Raw genomic sequence first — 15,045 nt, 5'->3', positions numbered from 1 at the left:
CCGCCCGCACGGTGCGCGCAAGTCGTTGATTTCAAAGGGTTCATGCGCTGGCACGTTGTGTGAGATGTCGATGGGGTCTCCATTCCACAAGGAACCGCTCATGACCTCCCGCCTCGCCCTCACCGCCGCCTGCCTGCTGGCCGGCAGCGCCGCCTTCGCCCAGCTGCCACCCGCGCCGCCGCACGGACCCATGCCCCCGCCGCACGGCGCCATCGCATTCCAGGCCGGGATGGTTGCCACCGGCCGCGTGCAGCAATGGCTGATCAACCCGAACGGCGAGGCCGATGGCCTCTTGCTTTCCGATGGCACGCAGGTCGCCTTTCCACCGCACCTCTCGGCCGCCATGATGCAGATGCTCAGGCCCGGCGACACGGCGCAGGTCAGCGGCTGGCGCGCCCCCAGCGTGCCGGTGGTGCGCGCACAGACCATCGGCGCCAACGGCCGCAGCGTGGCCGACCAGCCGCCGATGCCGGGCATGGCCCCGCCGCCGCTGCGCGACCCGGGCACGCTCGTGGCCATGTCGGCGGGGGGCCGCATCGAGCGCCTGCTGTACACCGACCGCGGCGACGTGCACGGCGTGGTGCTCGCCGACAAGACCATCGTGCGCTTCCCGCCGCACATCGGCGCGATGTACGGCGCCCAGCTGCAGCCCGGCGCGCAGTTGCATGCGCGCGGCTGGGGCACGCGCGGCGCACAAGGCACCGCCCTCGAAGCGACGAGCCTCGGCCCGACCGCCGACACGGTGCGCGAAGTGTTCGGCGGGGCCGGTGTCCCCTGGAGTCCGCGCGGCGCCGGTCCCATGCCGCCGGCCGCGCCGATGATGATGCCGCCCCCGCCGGCGCCCGCTTCCTGATCCCCCGCACCGGCCCGCCATGACCACCGCCGCCCCCTCCCGCCGCAGCCTGCGCGCACTCGATGCACTCGCCTTCTTCGCGCCCGACATCCAGGGCGGCGTCGGTCCGTTCCTGATCGTCTTCATGGCCGGCACGCTGGCCTGGGATCCGCAGCGCATCGGCACCGTGATGTTCGTCTCGGCGCTGGTCGGGCTGGCGATGCAGGCGCCGGCCGGCGCGCTGATCGACAGCGTGCGGCACAAGCCGCGCTGGATCGCCGGGGCCATCGCGCTCATCGCGAGCTGCCTCGTGGTGATGGCGAACTGGCCGGGTTACGGCGTCATCCTCGCGGGACAGTCGCTGATCGGCGCGGCCGGCACGCTGGTTGCGCCCGCCATCGCCGCCATCAGCCTGGGCATGGTGGGCCGTGCGGGGCTGGATGCCCGCGTCGGCCGCAACGTCGCGATCACGGCAGCCGGCACGGTGCTGTGGGCGCTGGGCACCGGCTGGGTGGGCCATGCCTTCGGGCCGCATGCGATGTTCTTCTACGCGGTGGCGATGGCGCTGCCGACCATCGCGGCGGCGCTCGCGATCCGCCACCGGGACATCGACCTGCGCCTTGCGCGCGGCGCCGATGCGCACGCCGGCGGTGCGCCCTCCACGGCACGCTGGCACGACCACCGCCTCTTCGTGCTGCTGGCCTGCGCCTTCCTGTTCCACCTGGCCAATGCCGCGATGCTCACGCTGGTGGCGCAGAAGGTCGGCACGCAGTCCGGCAGCTCGGCCACGCTGTGGCTCTCGGGCGGCGTGATCGTCACGCAGCTGGTGACCATCCCGATCGGCCTCGCGGTCGGTCGCTGGGCGCCTCGGCTCGCGCGCAAGCCCATCTTCCTGGTCGGCTTCGCGGTGCTGCCGGTGCGCGGGCTGCTCTACCTGCTGGCCGACAGCCCTGCCGTGCTGCTGGCGCTGCAGGTGCTCGACGGCATCGGCGCGGCCATCTTCGGCGCCATGTTCACACTGATGATCGGCGACCTGACGCGCGGCAGCGGCCACTTCAACTTTGCGCTCGGCCTCGGTGGGGCCTGCGTGGGGCTGGGCGCTGCGCTCAGCAACCTGGTCGCGGGCACGGTCGCGCACCTGGCCGGCTACGGCACGGCATTTGTCATGCTCGCGGGCATTGCGGCCGGTGCCTTGACGCTGTTTGCCCTGGCAATGCCCGAAACTCGCCACCGGCCTCGTTCTTCTCCCGCGAGCGCGCCGGCCGCCTCCGCCCTGACCACCACCGCCCCATGACCAAAGACACCGCGCCCGCCCTGCCTCCTGCCTCCCCCGACGACAACGCCCCGTCGCCGCACGAAAGCGGCGGCAATGGCCTGCTCTGGGTGCTGCTGGCGGTGGCTGTGGTGTTCGCCTTCTTGCGGCCGCGCTCACCGATGGACTGGCTCGAGCTGGTCGACTGGCAGACCGTGGGAGCCCTGGCCGGGCTGCTCGCGATCACGCAGGGGGTGGAGAGGAGCGGCATGCTGCAATCGGCCGCGCAGCGCCTGCTCGCACGCACCACCAACCTGCGCCAGCTCGCGCTGCTGCTCACCGCCACCGCCGCCGTGCTGTCGGCGCTCGTCACCAACGACGTGAGCCTGTTCCTGCTGGTGCCGCTCACGCGCGTGCTGGCCACGCAGGCGCACCTGCCGCTGGCGCGGCTGGTGGTGCTGGAAGCGCTGGCGGTGAACGCGGGCTCTGCCCTCACGCCCATCGGCAACCCGCAGAACCTGTACCTGTGGCACCGCACCGGCGAGAGCTTCGGCGGCTTCATGGCCATGATGGCGCCCACGGTGCTCGTCATGCTGCTCTGGCTGGTCGTGGCCGTGTGGCTGCTGGCGCCGCGAACGCCGATCGCGCTCAAGCCCGCCGCCGAGCCTGCCGCGGTGCGGCCGCGCCTGCTGGCGCTGTCGGGCGTGCTGTTCGTGGGCTTCGTTGTCGCACTCGACCGGCACTGGCTGCTGGCGGGCCTGGCCGTGGTGTTCGGCGCCTACCTGCTGTTCCAGCGCCGCGTGCTGCGCGATGTCGACTGGGCGCTGCTGGCGATCATCGCGCTGATGTTCGTCGACCTGCGCCAGCTCGCCGAGCTGCCAGCCGTGGCCGCGACCGTGGGGCGGTGGCCGATTGCCGAAGGCTGGCGCGCATACTTCGCGGCCATCGTCACCTCGCAATTCATCAGCAACGTACCGGCAACCATCCTGCTGGACCGCTACGTGCACGACCTGCCCGCGCTCGCGGCCGGCGTGAGCGTGGGCGGCTTCGGCTGCGTGCTGGGCTCGCTGGCCAACCTGATCGCGCTGCGGCTGGCCAAGGTGCCGCACGGGCTGCGCGAGTTCCACCGCATCAGCATTCCGTTTCTGATCGTGTGCGCGGCGTCGGCGGTGCTGCTGCGGCTCGGTTGATGGCGCCGCGCGCGCCTATGGCGTGGCGTGCCGCGGCCGGCAGCCGGCCGCCTCGAAGAGGCTGCGCGGACAATACGCAAGAACATGTACACCCCTGCCTCTTCCCCGCCGACGAGCCACGCACTCTCGCTGCGCAACTACGGCGACTCGCACGGCAGCCACGCGCACGACCATTTCCAGGTGCTGATCGGCCTCGACGGCGTGCTGGAGATCGAAGTGGAAGGCCGCGGTGCCGGCATCGGCGTGGGCGAGGCGCAGGTGGTCGCACCCGGCGACCGGCACGACTTCAGCGCGCGCAAGCAAGGCAGCGTGTGCCTGGTGCTCGACACCACACACGCGGCATGGGCCCGCTGCGCCGAGCGCGCACCGCCCGGTGCGCCGCAGCTGCACACGCTGGCGCGCTACCTGGCGCAATGCCTGCGGCAGCCGCAGGCCTCGGCCCTGGCCCTGCAGAACGGGCCCGCGCTGCTGCTGGAGGCCTGGAACCCCGCGCCGCCCTCTCATTCGGATTCACGCCGCCGTCGCATCGACTGGCCTGTGCTCGCCGACTGGGCCCGCGCCCGCTGGCACGAACCGCTGGGCGTGGCCGACCTGGCCGGTGCCGCCTGCCTCAGCCCGAGCCAGTTCGCGCAGCGCTGCCGAGACGAACAGGGCATGGGCGCGATGCACTGGCTGCGCTCGCTGCGGCTGGCGCATGCACGCGAGCTGCGGCTCGGCGGAATGAGCGTGGCGGAGACGGCGCGCCGCACAGGCTATCGCTCGCCATCGGCGCTCACGGCGGCGCTTCGCCGCTGACTTCGGCATTTCTCCCACCCCCGCTGTGGGAGGGCCGGGGTGGGGGCACGGCGGCGTCGAAAACGGCGCAGCACCCGCTCCAAGGCCTGCCCCATCCCGACCTTCCCCCAGAGGGGGAAGGAGCAGGAGAGCAAACCGTCGTTACGCGACGACGAACCGTCATTGCACGACGACCTCATCGCGTAGCCTCGGCCTCCATGTCGTCGACCGTCTACGCCCTTCTCGCCATCGCGCTCTGGACCACACTCGCCTCGCTCGGCACGGCCTTGTCCCACCTGCCCCCGTTCCTGCTCACCGGCCTCGCGCTCATCATCGGCAGCGTGCCGAGCTGGCCGCTCGTGCTGCGCGACCGCCGCGCCTGGAGGGTGCCGCCGCGCACGCTGGCGCTGGGCATCTACGGCTTGTTCGGCTATCACTTCCTGCTGTTCATCGCGCTGCGCTACGCCCCGCCGGTCGAGGCCAACCTGGTCAACTACCTGTGGCCGCTGCTCATGGTGGTGTTGGCGCCGGTGCTGCTGCCGGGCGTTTCGCTGCGGCCGCTGCACCTGGTGGCGGGCTTGCTGGGCTTCGCAGGCGCGGCTGCCGCGATCCTCGGCGCAAGGGTTGGCGCCACGGCCGTCGCCGGCTACTGGGGCTTCCTGCCGGCGCTGGCCTCGGCTTTCGTCTGGGCCAGCTACTCGCTGTGGACGAAGCGCGTCGCGGCCTTCCCGACCTCGGCGATCGGGCTGTTCGGGCTGGTCTCGGGCCTGCTCTCGCTGGCCTGCCATGCGGTGCTCGAACCTTCCGTGACGCTGTCGGGCCGCGACTGGCTGCTGCTCGTGCTGTGCGGCCTCGGTCCGCTGGGCGCGGCCTTCTTCGTGTGGGACATGGCGCTCAAGCGCGGCGACGCGCGGCAGATCGGCATCCTGAGCTATATCACGCCGCTGGGCTCGACTGCGCTGCTGCTGCTCGTCACCGGCAGGCCGCTGACCTGGACCATCGTGCTCGCGGCCTGGCTCATCATCTCGGCCGCAATCATGGGCACCCGCGCACGCTGAATCAGGCTGTATCCGACGGATTGCCCGCTTTTTTCTGGCTAGAGTGGGGGCCAAGGAAAAAAAGGAGCCAATTCCCATGGACAGCAAGAACAAGAGCGAGGATTTCGAGATCACGCCCAAGCTGGTGTTCGACCTGAACCTGGCGCTGTACCTCGACCTCGTGGCCGCGCTGGAGGGCGCGGGCGCCGTCACCTACCGCCAGATGGCGGCCCGGGTGCTGAACATCAGCATGGACGCGCGCAGCGACGGCGAAACCGGCCTGTCGACGGTGCTCGAAGGCATCGCCAAGGGTTTCGCCGGCCACGGCGAAGGGCTGTCGATCGAGCTGCTGAAGGCCGCGCGCGGCCTGCGCGAGGACGAGGCGATGGGCGACATTCCCATGCGCCCCGACGAAAACTGAGCGCAGGCTATTTGTAGTCGAGGGTGAAGGTGGCCGTGCCGTCCGCACGCCCCGGCGTCACCTTGTTGCCCGTCTGGTAGTAGCGCGCGGTGTACGGCAGCACATAGTCGCCATTCTTCGACGGGCCGACCAGCGTGTCTTCGCCGAACTTCACCGGCACGCCCTGGTTGTCGACCACCTGGATGCCCACGCCAGTGGCGGTGCCCGAGCCGCCCTGGGTGATCTTCAGGACGCCCTGTTCGTTCGACGGGTCCTGCGTCGCATCCATCCGCAGGTAGACGGTGTTCTGCGTGTTCTGCCCGGCCTGGCAGCTGAGCTTGATGTTGAAGTTGCGGTCGCCGGTGGTGGAGCCTCTGCCCTTGAAGTTGCTCTGGGGCACCCTCCCGAACTGCACCGAAACGTTCCGGGAGCCCAGGTCCACCGAGCATGACGGCGCGGCGATGGTGATGCCATTGCCGGAGAGCACGGTAGTCAGCATCGACACACCGTCGCCGTCACCGTAGTAGCGGGTATAGGTCCCCGAGGCCAGTGCCCCGTTTCCTGTAGCGGCCGCTGTTTTTATCAGCTCGACCTGGAACTGCGTTCCCAGCGGAAAGTAGATGTAGAAGGGTCCACGCGGAAGCCGGTGCGGGTAGTTCACGGTCAAGGTTGCGTCGATCACTCGCGACAAGCGGATGCCGATACCTGGCACCGCCGTCGAGTAGGTCGTCGGATCGCTCGGCATCGGTGCTCCCAGCAGCATCTCCCCGATGAGCGTGCCGCCGCCCCGGGTGCAGTCGAACATGTACTCCGACGTGCCCCTGGTTGGAATAGGAAACACCTTCCTCGCAATCACGGCTCCGACAGGCAGATCATTGGAAATGATCACTTTGCCCATGTCCATGGTGATGAACTTCTCCGTCGCACCTGGGTAGCGCGTGCACGCCGCCCAGGCGCCTTGCGCGCCGAGCAGCGCCGCCGCTGCTGCAACGGCGATACGCATGAGGCCAGAAGAAATGCTGTGGCTCATTCCGTTCCCTTTGGTTGTTTGTCGTTTGGCGTGGGCGCGGTTGTGGTGGTATCGCATTGCCCGCTCAGCTCGCGGATCGGCGGTGGGTTCTCTTCTTCGGGAAGGCTGTAGGACACGACACACTGGTCGGCCTTGCCAGCCCCCCACCGCACGGTCAGGCGGCCGGTGCTGCCCGCCCCCGTGACAAAGGCCTGCCCCTCGGGACCGACCACGCCGACTTCCTGGCCCGCCTCGTTCTCGACCTTCGAGCCCAGGGGCAGCATGCGGCCGCCCGGATCGGTCAGCGTCATCAGCAGGCGGAAGCCCACCGAGGTCTCGAACTTCGCGTGCACCACGGCGCCGCGCGTGGGCACCACCTCGGTCGCGGCGTTCTTCACTTCCACCGTGTCGCCGAGATCGGCCGTGCGGATGGCCAGGCGGTTCAGGCGGTACGGCGTCAGGTTGGGAACGACGGCATTGCCGGCCCGGTCGGTTGCCACGCCGGGCTGCGACTCGAAGCCCACGCCCTGCGCCCCTGGCGCCCGCACCAGCGCCACGGTTTCGCCGAGCGGCTGCGACAGCGTGACGCCGCCGCCATGGAACAGCACCCCACCGGCCATGCCGAAGGTGCTTTGGCCATAGCCGCGGCCCATCGAGTGGCCGACGTCGAAACGCCCGACCGGCGACAGGTAGCTCGCACCCGCGCTGCCGCTGTCGCTACCGCCCCGGTTCGCATGGCCGGCCGTCACGTTGTAAGTCAGGCGGCTGTCTTCGAAGGCCGAGCCATAGACGCTGGCCTGCTGGTTGACGCGGCTGCTGCCGTCGCGGGTCACGGCGTACTGGGCGCTGGCGCGGGTGTCGCCGAGCGGAACGGTCAGCGTGAACATGATCTGGCGGCTAGCCGGCCGGTTCAGGCTGGTGGTGTGGTTGTAGAACACGCTGTAGCCGAACTGCTTGTAGTTGCCCGAGTAGCCCAGCTGCACCAGCCGGTCCTTGGCAGCGGTGCCCCAGTAGCTCTGCTGGCGTGCGGACGCGTACACCGTGCCCTGGTCGCCGAGTTGCTGCGAGAGTTCGAAGCGCACCTCGTTGCGGCGGCTGTTGAACGATTCGAAGGGTCGCAGGTCCTGCATCTGCACCGCTTCCTGGAAGGTGCGGTAGCCGCTGGTCGAATAGCGGTAGCCGGCCACGCGGAAATTGGTGCCCGAATCGAGAAAGGCTTTCGAATAGAGGAAGCGCAGCGACTGCCCGCCGTATGTCCTCACGCCTTGGGCGCGGGTGCGGTCGGTGGTGCGCGCGCTCGACAAGTCGACCGACACGGCCCCGAAATCGCGCAGGTTCTTGCCCACGCCCACGAGCAGCGACTGGTACATGTTCGCCATCAGCGCGCCGCCGTAGAGCGAGACCTCGTTGCCCAGGCCGCGCGCCAGCGTCGCCTGCATGAAAGCCGGCTGCGAGAGGGAACGCCGCATGCCCGGTGTGCCGCCGTGATAGCCGTTGCGGTATTTGCCCGCGGTGGCCGAATAGCGCCAGGTACCTTCGCGCAGCAGCGTGGGCACGGCCGAGAAGGCCTGGGTGTACCGGGTCTGCCGGCCGTCGGCCTCGACGATGGTCACCTCGAGGTCGCCGCTCGACGCGGTCGGATAGAGGTCGTCGATGACGAACGGGCCCGGCGCCACGAAGGTGCTGTAGACGACATAGCCGTTCTGGCGCACCGTGACGCGTGCGTTGGTCTGCGCCACGCCGCGGATGGTGGGCGCATAGCCTTGCTGGCTGTCGGGCAGCATCGCATCGTCGGACGACAGCTGCACACCGCGAAACGGCAGGCTGTCGAAGAAGTTGCCCGGCGTGTTGCCGTCGCCGATCAGCAGCCGGCCGTGGATGGAGGCGAGGTCGCGTTGCGCGTAGGTGCTGATGCCCTGCCAGCGGCTGCGGCCGTCGATGCCCCGGTTGTAGGTCGAGAAGTGGCGCAAGCGCCAGTCGCCGTGGTTGAAGCCGGCGCGCAGGCCCGCGAACAGGGTGTTGCGCTGGAGGATGTTCCTGTTGCGATCGGCAAAGGGGTTGCCGTCGAACACGTTCTGCGGCACCGCAAAGGGGTTGGCATCGTTGCGGTAGCGGTTGCCGCTGTAGCGCGCGAAATTCAGCTGGTAGTCGAACATGCCGGCGGTGATGCCCCTGTCCCACTTCTCGGGACCGACCGCGCCGCGCGCCGAGCGCTTCAGCGCCGCCTGCGGAATGCTGACGAACAGGCGCTGCTTGCCGCCGTCGTAGGTGAACGCCGCATCGGGAATGGTCGCAGCCAGGTCGACGCAGGCATCTTCCGCAACGTTCGCCAGCGCGGGGAACACCGCCACGTTGACACCCCAGTCGTCGAGCATGGGGCGCGTGAGGCAGGGCACGGCGTCGTTCCTCCCATCCTTCTCGACGAAGCGGATTTCGGTTTGTCCGGCGCCGCGTTCGTTGAGCGACACGTCGACCATGTACCTGCCGGCCAGCACGCGGTTGCCGAAGGAGAAAAGCGACAGGTCCGCATGCGGCTGGTCGCCGCCGATGCCGAGGAACTCTTCATTGAAGCTGGAGCCGGCCACCTGCTGCTGCGCATGGCCGGGCAGGCCCACGGCGCCCAGCAAGGCGGCGCATATCGTCAGCCGGAACAGCGCGTGGAAAGCGGGTGAGCAACGCATGGCGGTTCATCCCTCGCGTCTCAAGGCTTCGCACTGCGCGCGGGCAGCGGGACCGGCTCGGCCTGCACGGCCACCGGCTCGGCACCTGCGGGCACCTTGACGAACTCTTCGGGCGACTCGCCGCCGTAGTCGTTGAGCGTGGTGAAGTTGAGCTGGACCGCCTGCGGCGTCTTCACGGCGCTCAGCGGATACGCCATTTCGCCGAACGGCGGCACCATGTCGGCATTGATCAGCTGCTGGCCGTCGTTGACGTTCAGCGCGGTGAAGGTCACGTGATAGGCCGTGGGGTTGCCGACCTTGAGCACGGCGCCCTGCCCCTGCGCACCGGCGCCGACCGCCCACTTGAGCTGGGCGCGCGATTCCTCGGGCTTGCCCGCGAGCTTCGCAGGCCGGTAGAACAGCTTGATGCGGCTGCGCACCGCAATCTGCAGCACGTTTTCTTCCTTCGGCTTCTCGGGAATCTCCTTGACGTTGAGCCAGAACACCGACTCGCGGTCGGCCGGCAGTTCGCCGCCCACTCGCATGATGCGCAGGATGTTTTCCATGCCGGGGTCGAGCCGCGACAGCGGCGGCGTGACGAGCAGCGGGGTCTTGTTCCTGCCTTCGCCGGCATCGATCCAGGCCTGGACCACGTAGGGCGTGGTGCCGGTGTTCTTCACCGGAATGGAAGCTTCGCGGTCCTTTTCACCGAGGATCACGCGGGTGCCGCCGAGCATCACGCCCGCGCCGGCCGGCCACTGGAGACCCAGCATCAGCAGGACGGCAAGAGCCCAGCGGAAGCGATTGTTGCTGCACATGAGAAAAAGTCCTTGGCGCGAGCGAGATGCGCAACGCACGCACCCCGGCACGGCGGCGCATCGCGGCACCGCCGAGAAAACGGGAAAGAGGGAAATGCCGGCGCCGGCCGGGGACGCGGGGTCCGGGCTCGGCGCCGGCGAAGGGGGCTACTTACTTGTAGGCAACCGTGAACTGCGCGACCGAGTTGGCCGGGCCGACCGTCACGGCCGTGCGGGTCGCGACGTACGCAGCCTGGAACTTCAGCGAGTTGTCACCGAGGCCCAGAACGTATTCGCCGGACGGCGAACCCAGCGCGATCTTGGTGCCGGCGGAATCGCCAAGCTCGATCGCCACGCCCGAAGCCGCGCCCACGCCCACCTGGCCAGAGTTGGCCACGCGCAGATAGCTGGCGTCGTCGAGGTCGGCGGTGCCCGAGAAGGTCACGGTCGCACCCTTGGCGGTCGCGCCGCAACCCAGCAGGTCGATCGTGAAGTGGGCGGGCGTGGACTTCTTGCCGATCGTCGCGGTGCTCACGGGCGGCGTACCGCTGACAGTGCCGAACACGGTGCGCGAAACCTTGCCCAGCGGCACGGTCATGTTCTGGCTGTTGGGCGAAATCGAGCAAGGCGCGTCGACGATCTCGCCGGTGAAGTTGACGGTGCCGTCCGCCGCGAAAGCGCCTTGCGACAGCATGCCGGCCACGGCCAGCGTTGCGAGTTTGACGAAGATGGTCTTTGGCATTTGCGTTCCCTGAGTATTGATATGACTATGTAACTACCTGCATTTCGGCAAGGCAGCCGCAGTCTAGGGACTCAAAAACGCAAAATGGGTGAAGTTAGTGGAGTTAACTATAGTTAATAGTCTCTTTCGAATAACCGTGAAATAAACCCCCGCTACTGGAAATCGGGACGCTATTCGTCAGCCACCTGCAGCACCAGCTTGCCGAAGTTCTCTCCGGCGAACAGCTTGTTGAGCGATTCCGGGAAGGTGTCCAGGCCCTTCACCACGTCCTCCTTGCTCTTCATGCGCCCGTCTTTCAGGTAGCCGGCCATTTCGGCGACGGCGATGTGATAGCGGTCGGCGTAGTCGAACACCACGATGCCTTCCATGCGCGCGCGGTTGACCAGCAGGCTCAGGTAATTCTTCGGGCCGGCCGCCGGCATGCTGTTGGCGTTGTTGTACTGGCTGATGGCGCCGCAGATGATGATGCGGGCCTTGCGCGCGAGCCGCGCCAGCACCATGTCGAGGATCTCGCCGCCGACGTTGTCGAAGTAGATGTCCACGCCCTTCGGGCAATGAGCCTTGAGGCCTTCGCGCACTGCACCGGCGCCGGCCTTGTAGTCGATGCAGGCGTCGAAGCCCAGCTCCTTTACCACCCAGTCGCACTTGGCGGCGCCGCCGGCAATGCCGACCACGCGGCAGCCCTTGATCTTGGCCAACTGGCCCACGGTCTGGCCCACGGCGCCGGCCGCGCCGGAAACCACCACCGTTTCACCGGCCTTGGGCATGCCCACGTCCATCAGGCCGAAGTAGCCAGTCATGCCGGGCATGCCCAGCACGTTGAGCCACTGGGTGATGGTGCCCACGCGCAAGTCGATCTTCACCAGGCCGTTGCGCTTGACTTGGTCTTCGGGGATCAGGATGTATTCCTGCACGCCCAGCGTGCCGTACACGGTGTCGCCCACCGCGAACTGCGGGTTCTTGGAGGCAATGACGCGGCCGACGCCGCCGGCGCGCATCACTTCGTCGATGCCCACGGGCGGGATGTAGCTCTTGGCGTCGTTGAGCCAGCCGCGCATGGCCGGGTCGAGCGACAGCGACAGCGTCTTGACCAGCACGCCGCCCTCGGCCGGCTCGCCGACGGGTTCGGTGGTGAATTTCCAGTTCTCGCGCGTGGCCGCGCCTTCGGGACGTTTGGCGAGGCGGACCTGGTGGTTGGTGAGGGGGCTGCTCATGGTGTCTCCTTGACCTTGAATGCCGGACGCTGGCACGGAGGCGCATCGTAGCCGCGGGCCACAGGCGCGCTGGTAGCGCAGGCGACAGCACCCGCCGGCCCGCCAGCTCCGCCGGGCGTCAGGCCAGCCGGACGACGATCTGCAGCCCGGGCTCGGCGTTGCGCACGGTCAGCTCGCCGCCGTGCGCTTCGGCGATCAGCCTGCACAGGTACATGCCAAGGCCAACGCCGCCGGTGGCGCGCGCCCGCGCGCCGTCGGTGCGGTAGAAGGGCTCGGTCAGGCGCCCGAGCTGTTCGACGTCCACGCCGGGGCCGTGGTCGCGCACCTCGATCTCGATGCCCTGCTTCTTGCCGTCGAGTACCGCGCGCAGCGACACGCACGGCGGCCGCGGTGCGTCGGCGCTGTAGCGCAGCGCGTTGTCCAGCAGGTTGCGCACCAGCAGGCGGATGCGCATGCGGTCGACGGCATGCGGCGGCAGGCCATCGGCCAGGTCGAGGTGCACGTGCTGCGCACCAGGCATCTCGGCCACGATCTCGCGGATCAGCGCCGCGAGGTCGACCGGCTCGCGCAGCAGCGCCACGTGCGGGCTCGCGAGGCGTTCGCTTTCGAGCAGGTCGCTGATGAGGTCGCGCATCTCGTTCAAGTCGCGCAGCAGTGCCTCGCGCTCTGCCTGGCCTTCGGGCGTGGCCGGCAGCAGCTCGGCATTGAGGCGCGCGCGCGTGAGCGGCGAGCGCAGTTCGTGGCTCAGCGCGAGCAGCAGGCCGCGCTTGGCATCGAGCATCGCCTGGATGTCGTCGGCCATGGTGTTGATGTGCTGCGCGAGGTCGCCCAGGTCGTCGTTGCGGCGCACCGGAATGGGCTGCGTGAACTCGCCGCGGCCGAAGCGCTGCGCGCCTTCGCGGATGTCGATCAGCGGCCGCAGCAGCCGGCTCACGTAGGCATATGCCAGCAGCACGCAGGACAGCAGCACGCCCAGCGTGGCCCAGCCGATGACCCGCGGCGCGAGCTGCCAGAGCTTGGGCGCCCAGCCGAAGATCACGCGGTGTCCGTCGGCAGTGGGCCGGATGAACCACTTGTCGCCTCCGAACGCCTCTTCGCGGTCGTGCATCCAGCCGCCCGGGCTGCTCGCGCCGCGGGGGTTGGAGTCCCAGTTGACCTTGGGGCCGACGATGCGGATGGTGATCGGCAGCCGCGCCACCAGCGCCTGCGCCCGCGCCACGTCGGGCGGCGTGCCGATCTCCGCGACCAGGCGGTCGGTGTAGTCCGTGAGCATCGGCTTGGCGGCCTCGGCCCAGCCGGTGGAAAAAGACTTCTTCATGCCGACCATGAAGACCGCCGCCATCACCAGCGCGAGCATCACGAACATCATCACCAGCCGTATGCGCAGCGAGCGGCGCCAGCGGCGCTTGCCCTGCACCTTCTCGTGCCACTGGGCATGCCATTGCCTGTGCAGCTCGTCACGGCGGCAGGCCATTTCGCGCCACGCCTTGCGCAAACCTCCCCGGCGAGATCTCATGCGGGCTCGCTGCGCGCAACCGCCAGCGCGTAGCCGGCGTTGCGCAGTGTCTTGATGCAGTCCAGTGGCTCGAGCTTCTTGCGCAGCCGGCTCACCACGATGTCGACCGCGCGCGTGTAGAGCTCGGCCTCGTGGCCACGCAGGCGGTTGAGGATGTCGTCGCGGCTGAACACCTTGCCGGGCTCGGCCGCCAGCAGCGCCAGCAGTTCGAACTCGGTGCCGGTGAGCTCCACGCGCTCGCCGTGGCGCAGCACCTGGCGCCGGTCGAGGTCGATAGCCAGGCCGTCGAACACGCGATGCTGCGTGCCGTTGGCCACTGCCTGCGGCGCGGCGCTGCGCTGGCGGCGCAGGATGGTCTGCACGCGCGCCACCAGTTCGCGCGGCTCGAACGGCTTGGGCACGTAGTCGTCGGCGCCGAGTTCGAGGCCGACCACGCGGTCCATGACCTCGCCGCGCGCGGTGAGCATCACGATGGGAATGTCGCTTTCCTTGCGGATCTCGCGGCACAGCTCGAAGCCGTCCATCTCGGGCAGCATCACGTCGAGGATGGCGGCGTCGTAGGTGCCTGCACGCAACTTTGCGAGGCCTTCGCTCGGGCGAACGGCGCTTTCCAGCGTGCAGCCGAAGCGTGCGAAGTAGGTGGTCAGCGGCGCGGCGAGATGTTCGTCGTCGTCGATCAGCAGGATGCGCGGCATGGCGGGATTGTGCCTCCGGACAAGAAGGTGGCGAATGACCTCGCTGACCATCAGACCCGCCGGCATCGCAGCGCCCAGGTCAGGCCCGTCACGAGGATGGAAAGCAGCAGCGCGTGGTAGACCACGTCGGGCACCGTGCGCGGGCCGATGCCCGCGATGATGGTGCCAAGCCCGACCAGCGTGCCCAGCAGCGCGAAGCCCTGGCCGAAGATGGCCGCGCGGCGCGCATGGTGGGGTCGCAGCCAGGTCTCGACCGAGGCCAGCACCAGCACGGTGGCGATCACCGCCTCTGCGGTGCGGGCTGCCGGATGCGCGTAGCCGGGCGCGAGGAACCCCGCATGCACCATCGACGCGATGCCCAGCGCGAGCGCCTCTGTCAGCATCCATGCGCGCGCGGCAGGCGCGTGCATGGCATGGGAAGCGCCGTCGTCGCGGCTCACCATGGATCAGCCCTGCCGATGCGGCCCAGGTGCGTGGCGGCGAAGCCGGTCGCGTATTTGAGCCCGTAGCCGAGCGCGTGGTCCATGCCGATGTGGGCCAGCCAGATCAGGCTGCCGGCCACCGCCCACGGCATGGCCGCGAACACGCCGAGCGCCAGCAGCAGCACCGGGCCGACGTACGAGTGCGCGGCGTTGTAGAGCGCCGCTCCCGTGCGCGGTCCCGCGAGGTAGCCCAGCAGCGAGAGATCGGGCGCGAGCAGCCACAGCGCGAACACGCCCCAGCCCGCCCCGAACCGGGCGTAGGCGGCGAGCGCCACGCCCAGCACCACTGCGCCTTCGAGGCGCAGCAGGGTGCGCACGCCGCCCGCGGCTGCCGCCGCGGCCTCTTCGGGAGACACCGTGGAACCGGCTTCGCCGGGCCACTGGTGTCGCCCCCGGAGAGGGGGGTGGCGCAGCGACACGAAGTGCGCAAAGCCTGGGGGAGGTC

15 protein-coding genes are annotated in these 15,045 nt (G+C 69.1%); 6 read left to right on the top strand and 9 right to left on the bottom strand.

Annotation, left to right across the window (positions count from 1 at the left end; translation table 11 throughout):
• The first annotated feature begins 100 nt into the window (after nucleotides 1-100).
• From PMI12_RS06015 to PMI12_RS05990, 6 genes are all read left to right on the top strand, one after another.
• Complete coding sequence (locus PMI12_RS06015; protein WP_007830168.1) at nucleotides 101-853, top strand: hypothetical protein; 753 nt, start codon at nucleotides 101-103, stop codon at nucleotides 851-853.
• 19 nt (nucleotides 854-872) lie between these two features.
• Nucleotides 873-2,126 (top strand): MFS transporter, encoded by a 1,254-nt coding sequence (locus PMI12_RS06010; protein WP_007830165.1) that lies wholly within the window; start codon nucleotides 873-875, stop codon nucleotides 2,124-2,126.
• Nucleotides 2,123-3,274 carry an SLC13 family permease gene (locus PMI12_RS06005; RefSeq protein WP_007830163.1) on the top strand — a complete coding sequence of 384 codons (1,152 nt, stop codon included), beginning with the start codon at nucleotides 2,123-2,125 and terminating at the stop codon, nucleotides 3,272-3,274. Before PMI12_RS06010 ends, PMI12_RS06005 begins: the two co-directional genes overlap by 4 nt.
• 84 nt (nucleotides 3,275-3,358) lie before the next feature.
• Complete coding sequence (locus PMI12_RS06000; RefSeq protein ID WP_007830161.1) at nucleotides 3,359-4,069, top strand: AraC family transcriptional regulator; 711 nt, start codon at nucleotides 3,359-3,361, stop codon at nucleotides 4,067-4,069.
• 197 nt (nucleotides 4,070-4,266) lie between these two features.
• The gene (locus PMI12_RS05995; protein WP_007830159.1) at nucleotides 4,267-5,106 is read left to right on the top strand and encodes a DMT family transporter; all 840 of its coding nucleotides are present in this window, start codon (nucleotides 4,267-4,269) and stop codon (nucleotides 5,104-5,106) included.
• Nucleotides 5,107-5,182: 76 nt separating this feature from the next.
• On the top strand, nucleotides 5,183-5,506 hold the full coding sequence (locus PMI12_RS05990; protein WP_007830158.1) for a hypothetical protein: 324 nt from the start codon (nucleotides 5,183-5,185) through the stop codon (nucleotides 5,504-5,506).
• Nucleotides 5,507-5,513: 7 nt separating this feature from the next.
• Here the strand turns inward: PMI12_RS05990 and PMI12_RS05985 are convergent, their stop codons facing one another.
• The 9 genes from PMI12_RS05985 to PMI12_RS05945 form a co-directional block, all read right to left on the bottom strand.
• A complete protein-coding gene (locus PMI12_RS05985) occupies nucleotides 5,514-6,515 on the bottom strand; it encodes a fimbrial protein (protein WP_007830156.1) in 1,002 nt (333 codons plus the stop codon).
• Nucleotides 6,512-9,175: a fimbria/pilus outer membrane usher protein gene (locus tag PMI12_RS05980; RefSeq protein ID WP_007830145.1), complete on the bottom strand. Its 2,664-nt coding sequence runs from the start codon at nucleotides 9,173-9,175 to the stop codon at nucleotides 6,512-6,514. Before PMI12_RS05980 ends, PMI12_RS05985 begins: the two co-directional genes overlap by 4 nt.
• Before the next feature lie 20 nt (nucleotides 9,176-9,195).
• Nucleotides 9,196-9,972 (bottom strand): fimbrial biogenesis chaperone, encoded by a 777-nt coding sequence (locus PMI12_RS05975; protein ID WP_007830144.1) that lies wholly within the window; start codon nucleotides 9,970-9,972, stop codon nucleotides 9,196-9,198.
• A gap of 151 nt (nucleotides 9,973-10,123) precedes the next feature.
• Entirely contained in the window at nucleotides 10,124-10,693 is a 570-nt protein-coding gene (locus PMI12_RS05970) for a fimbrial protein (protein ID WP_007830143.1), read from the bottom strand.
• Nucleotides 10,694-10,863: 170 nt separating this feature from the next.
• The gene (locus PMI12_RS05965; protein ID WP_007830142.1) at nucleotides 10,864-11,907 is read right to left on the bottom strand and encodes an NADP-dependent oxidoreductase; all 1,044 of its coding nucleotides are present in this window, start codon (nucleotides 11,905-11,907) and stop codon (nucleotides 10,864-10,866) included.
• A 118-nt stretch (nucleotides 11,908-12,025) separates the two neighbouring features.
• Complete coding sequence (locus tag PMI12_RS05960) at nucleotides 12,026-13,381, bottom strand: HAMP domain-containing sensor histidine kinase (protein WP_007830141.1); 1,356 nt, start codon at nucleotides 13,379-13,381, stop codon at nucleotides 12,026-12,028.
• A gap of 38 nt (nucleotides 13,382-13,419) precedes the next feature.
• Nucleotides 13,420-14,118 carry a response regulator transcription factor gene (locus tag PMI12_RS05955; RefSeq protein ID WP_007830136.1) on the bottom strand — a complete coding sequence of 233 codons (699 nt, stop codon included), beginning with the start codon at nucleotides 14,116-14,118 and terminating at the stop codon, nucleotides 13,420-13,422.
• Between the two features lie 50 nt (nucleotides 14,119-14,168).
• Nucleotides 14,169-14,561 carry a hypothetical protein gene (locus PMI12_RS05950; RefSeq protein ID WP_007830132.1) on the bottom strand — a complete coding sequence of 131 codons (393 nt, stop codon included), beginning with the start codon at nucleotides 14,559-14,561 and terminating at the stop codon, nucleotides 14,169-14,171.
• On the bottom strand, nucleotides 14,555-15,045 hold a 491-nt coding region (locus tag PMI12_RS05945; protein ID WP_007830130.1), incomplete at its 5' end, for a DUF4260 domain-containing protein. The genes PMI12_RS05950 and PMI12_RS05945, both read right to left, overlap by 7 nt.

The sequence above is a fragment of the Variovorax sp. CF313 genome (assembly GCF_000282635.1).
Lineage (GTDB): Bacteria > Pseudomonadota > Gammaproteobacteria > Burkholderiales > Burkholderiaceae_C > Variovorax.
This window is presented reverse-complemented; position numbering and strand designations above follow the sequence as displayed.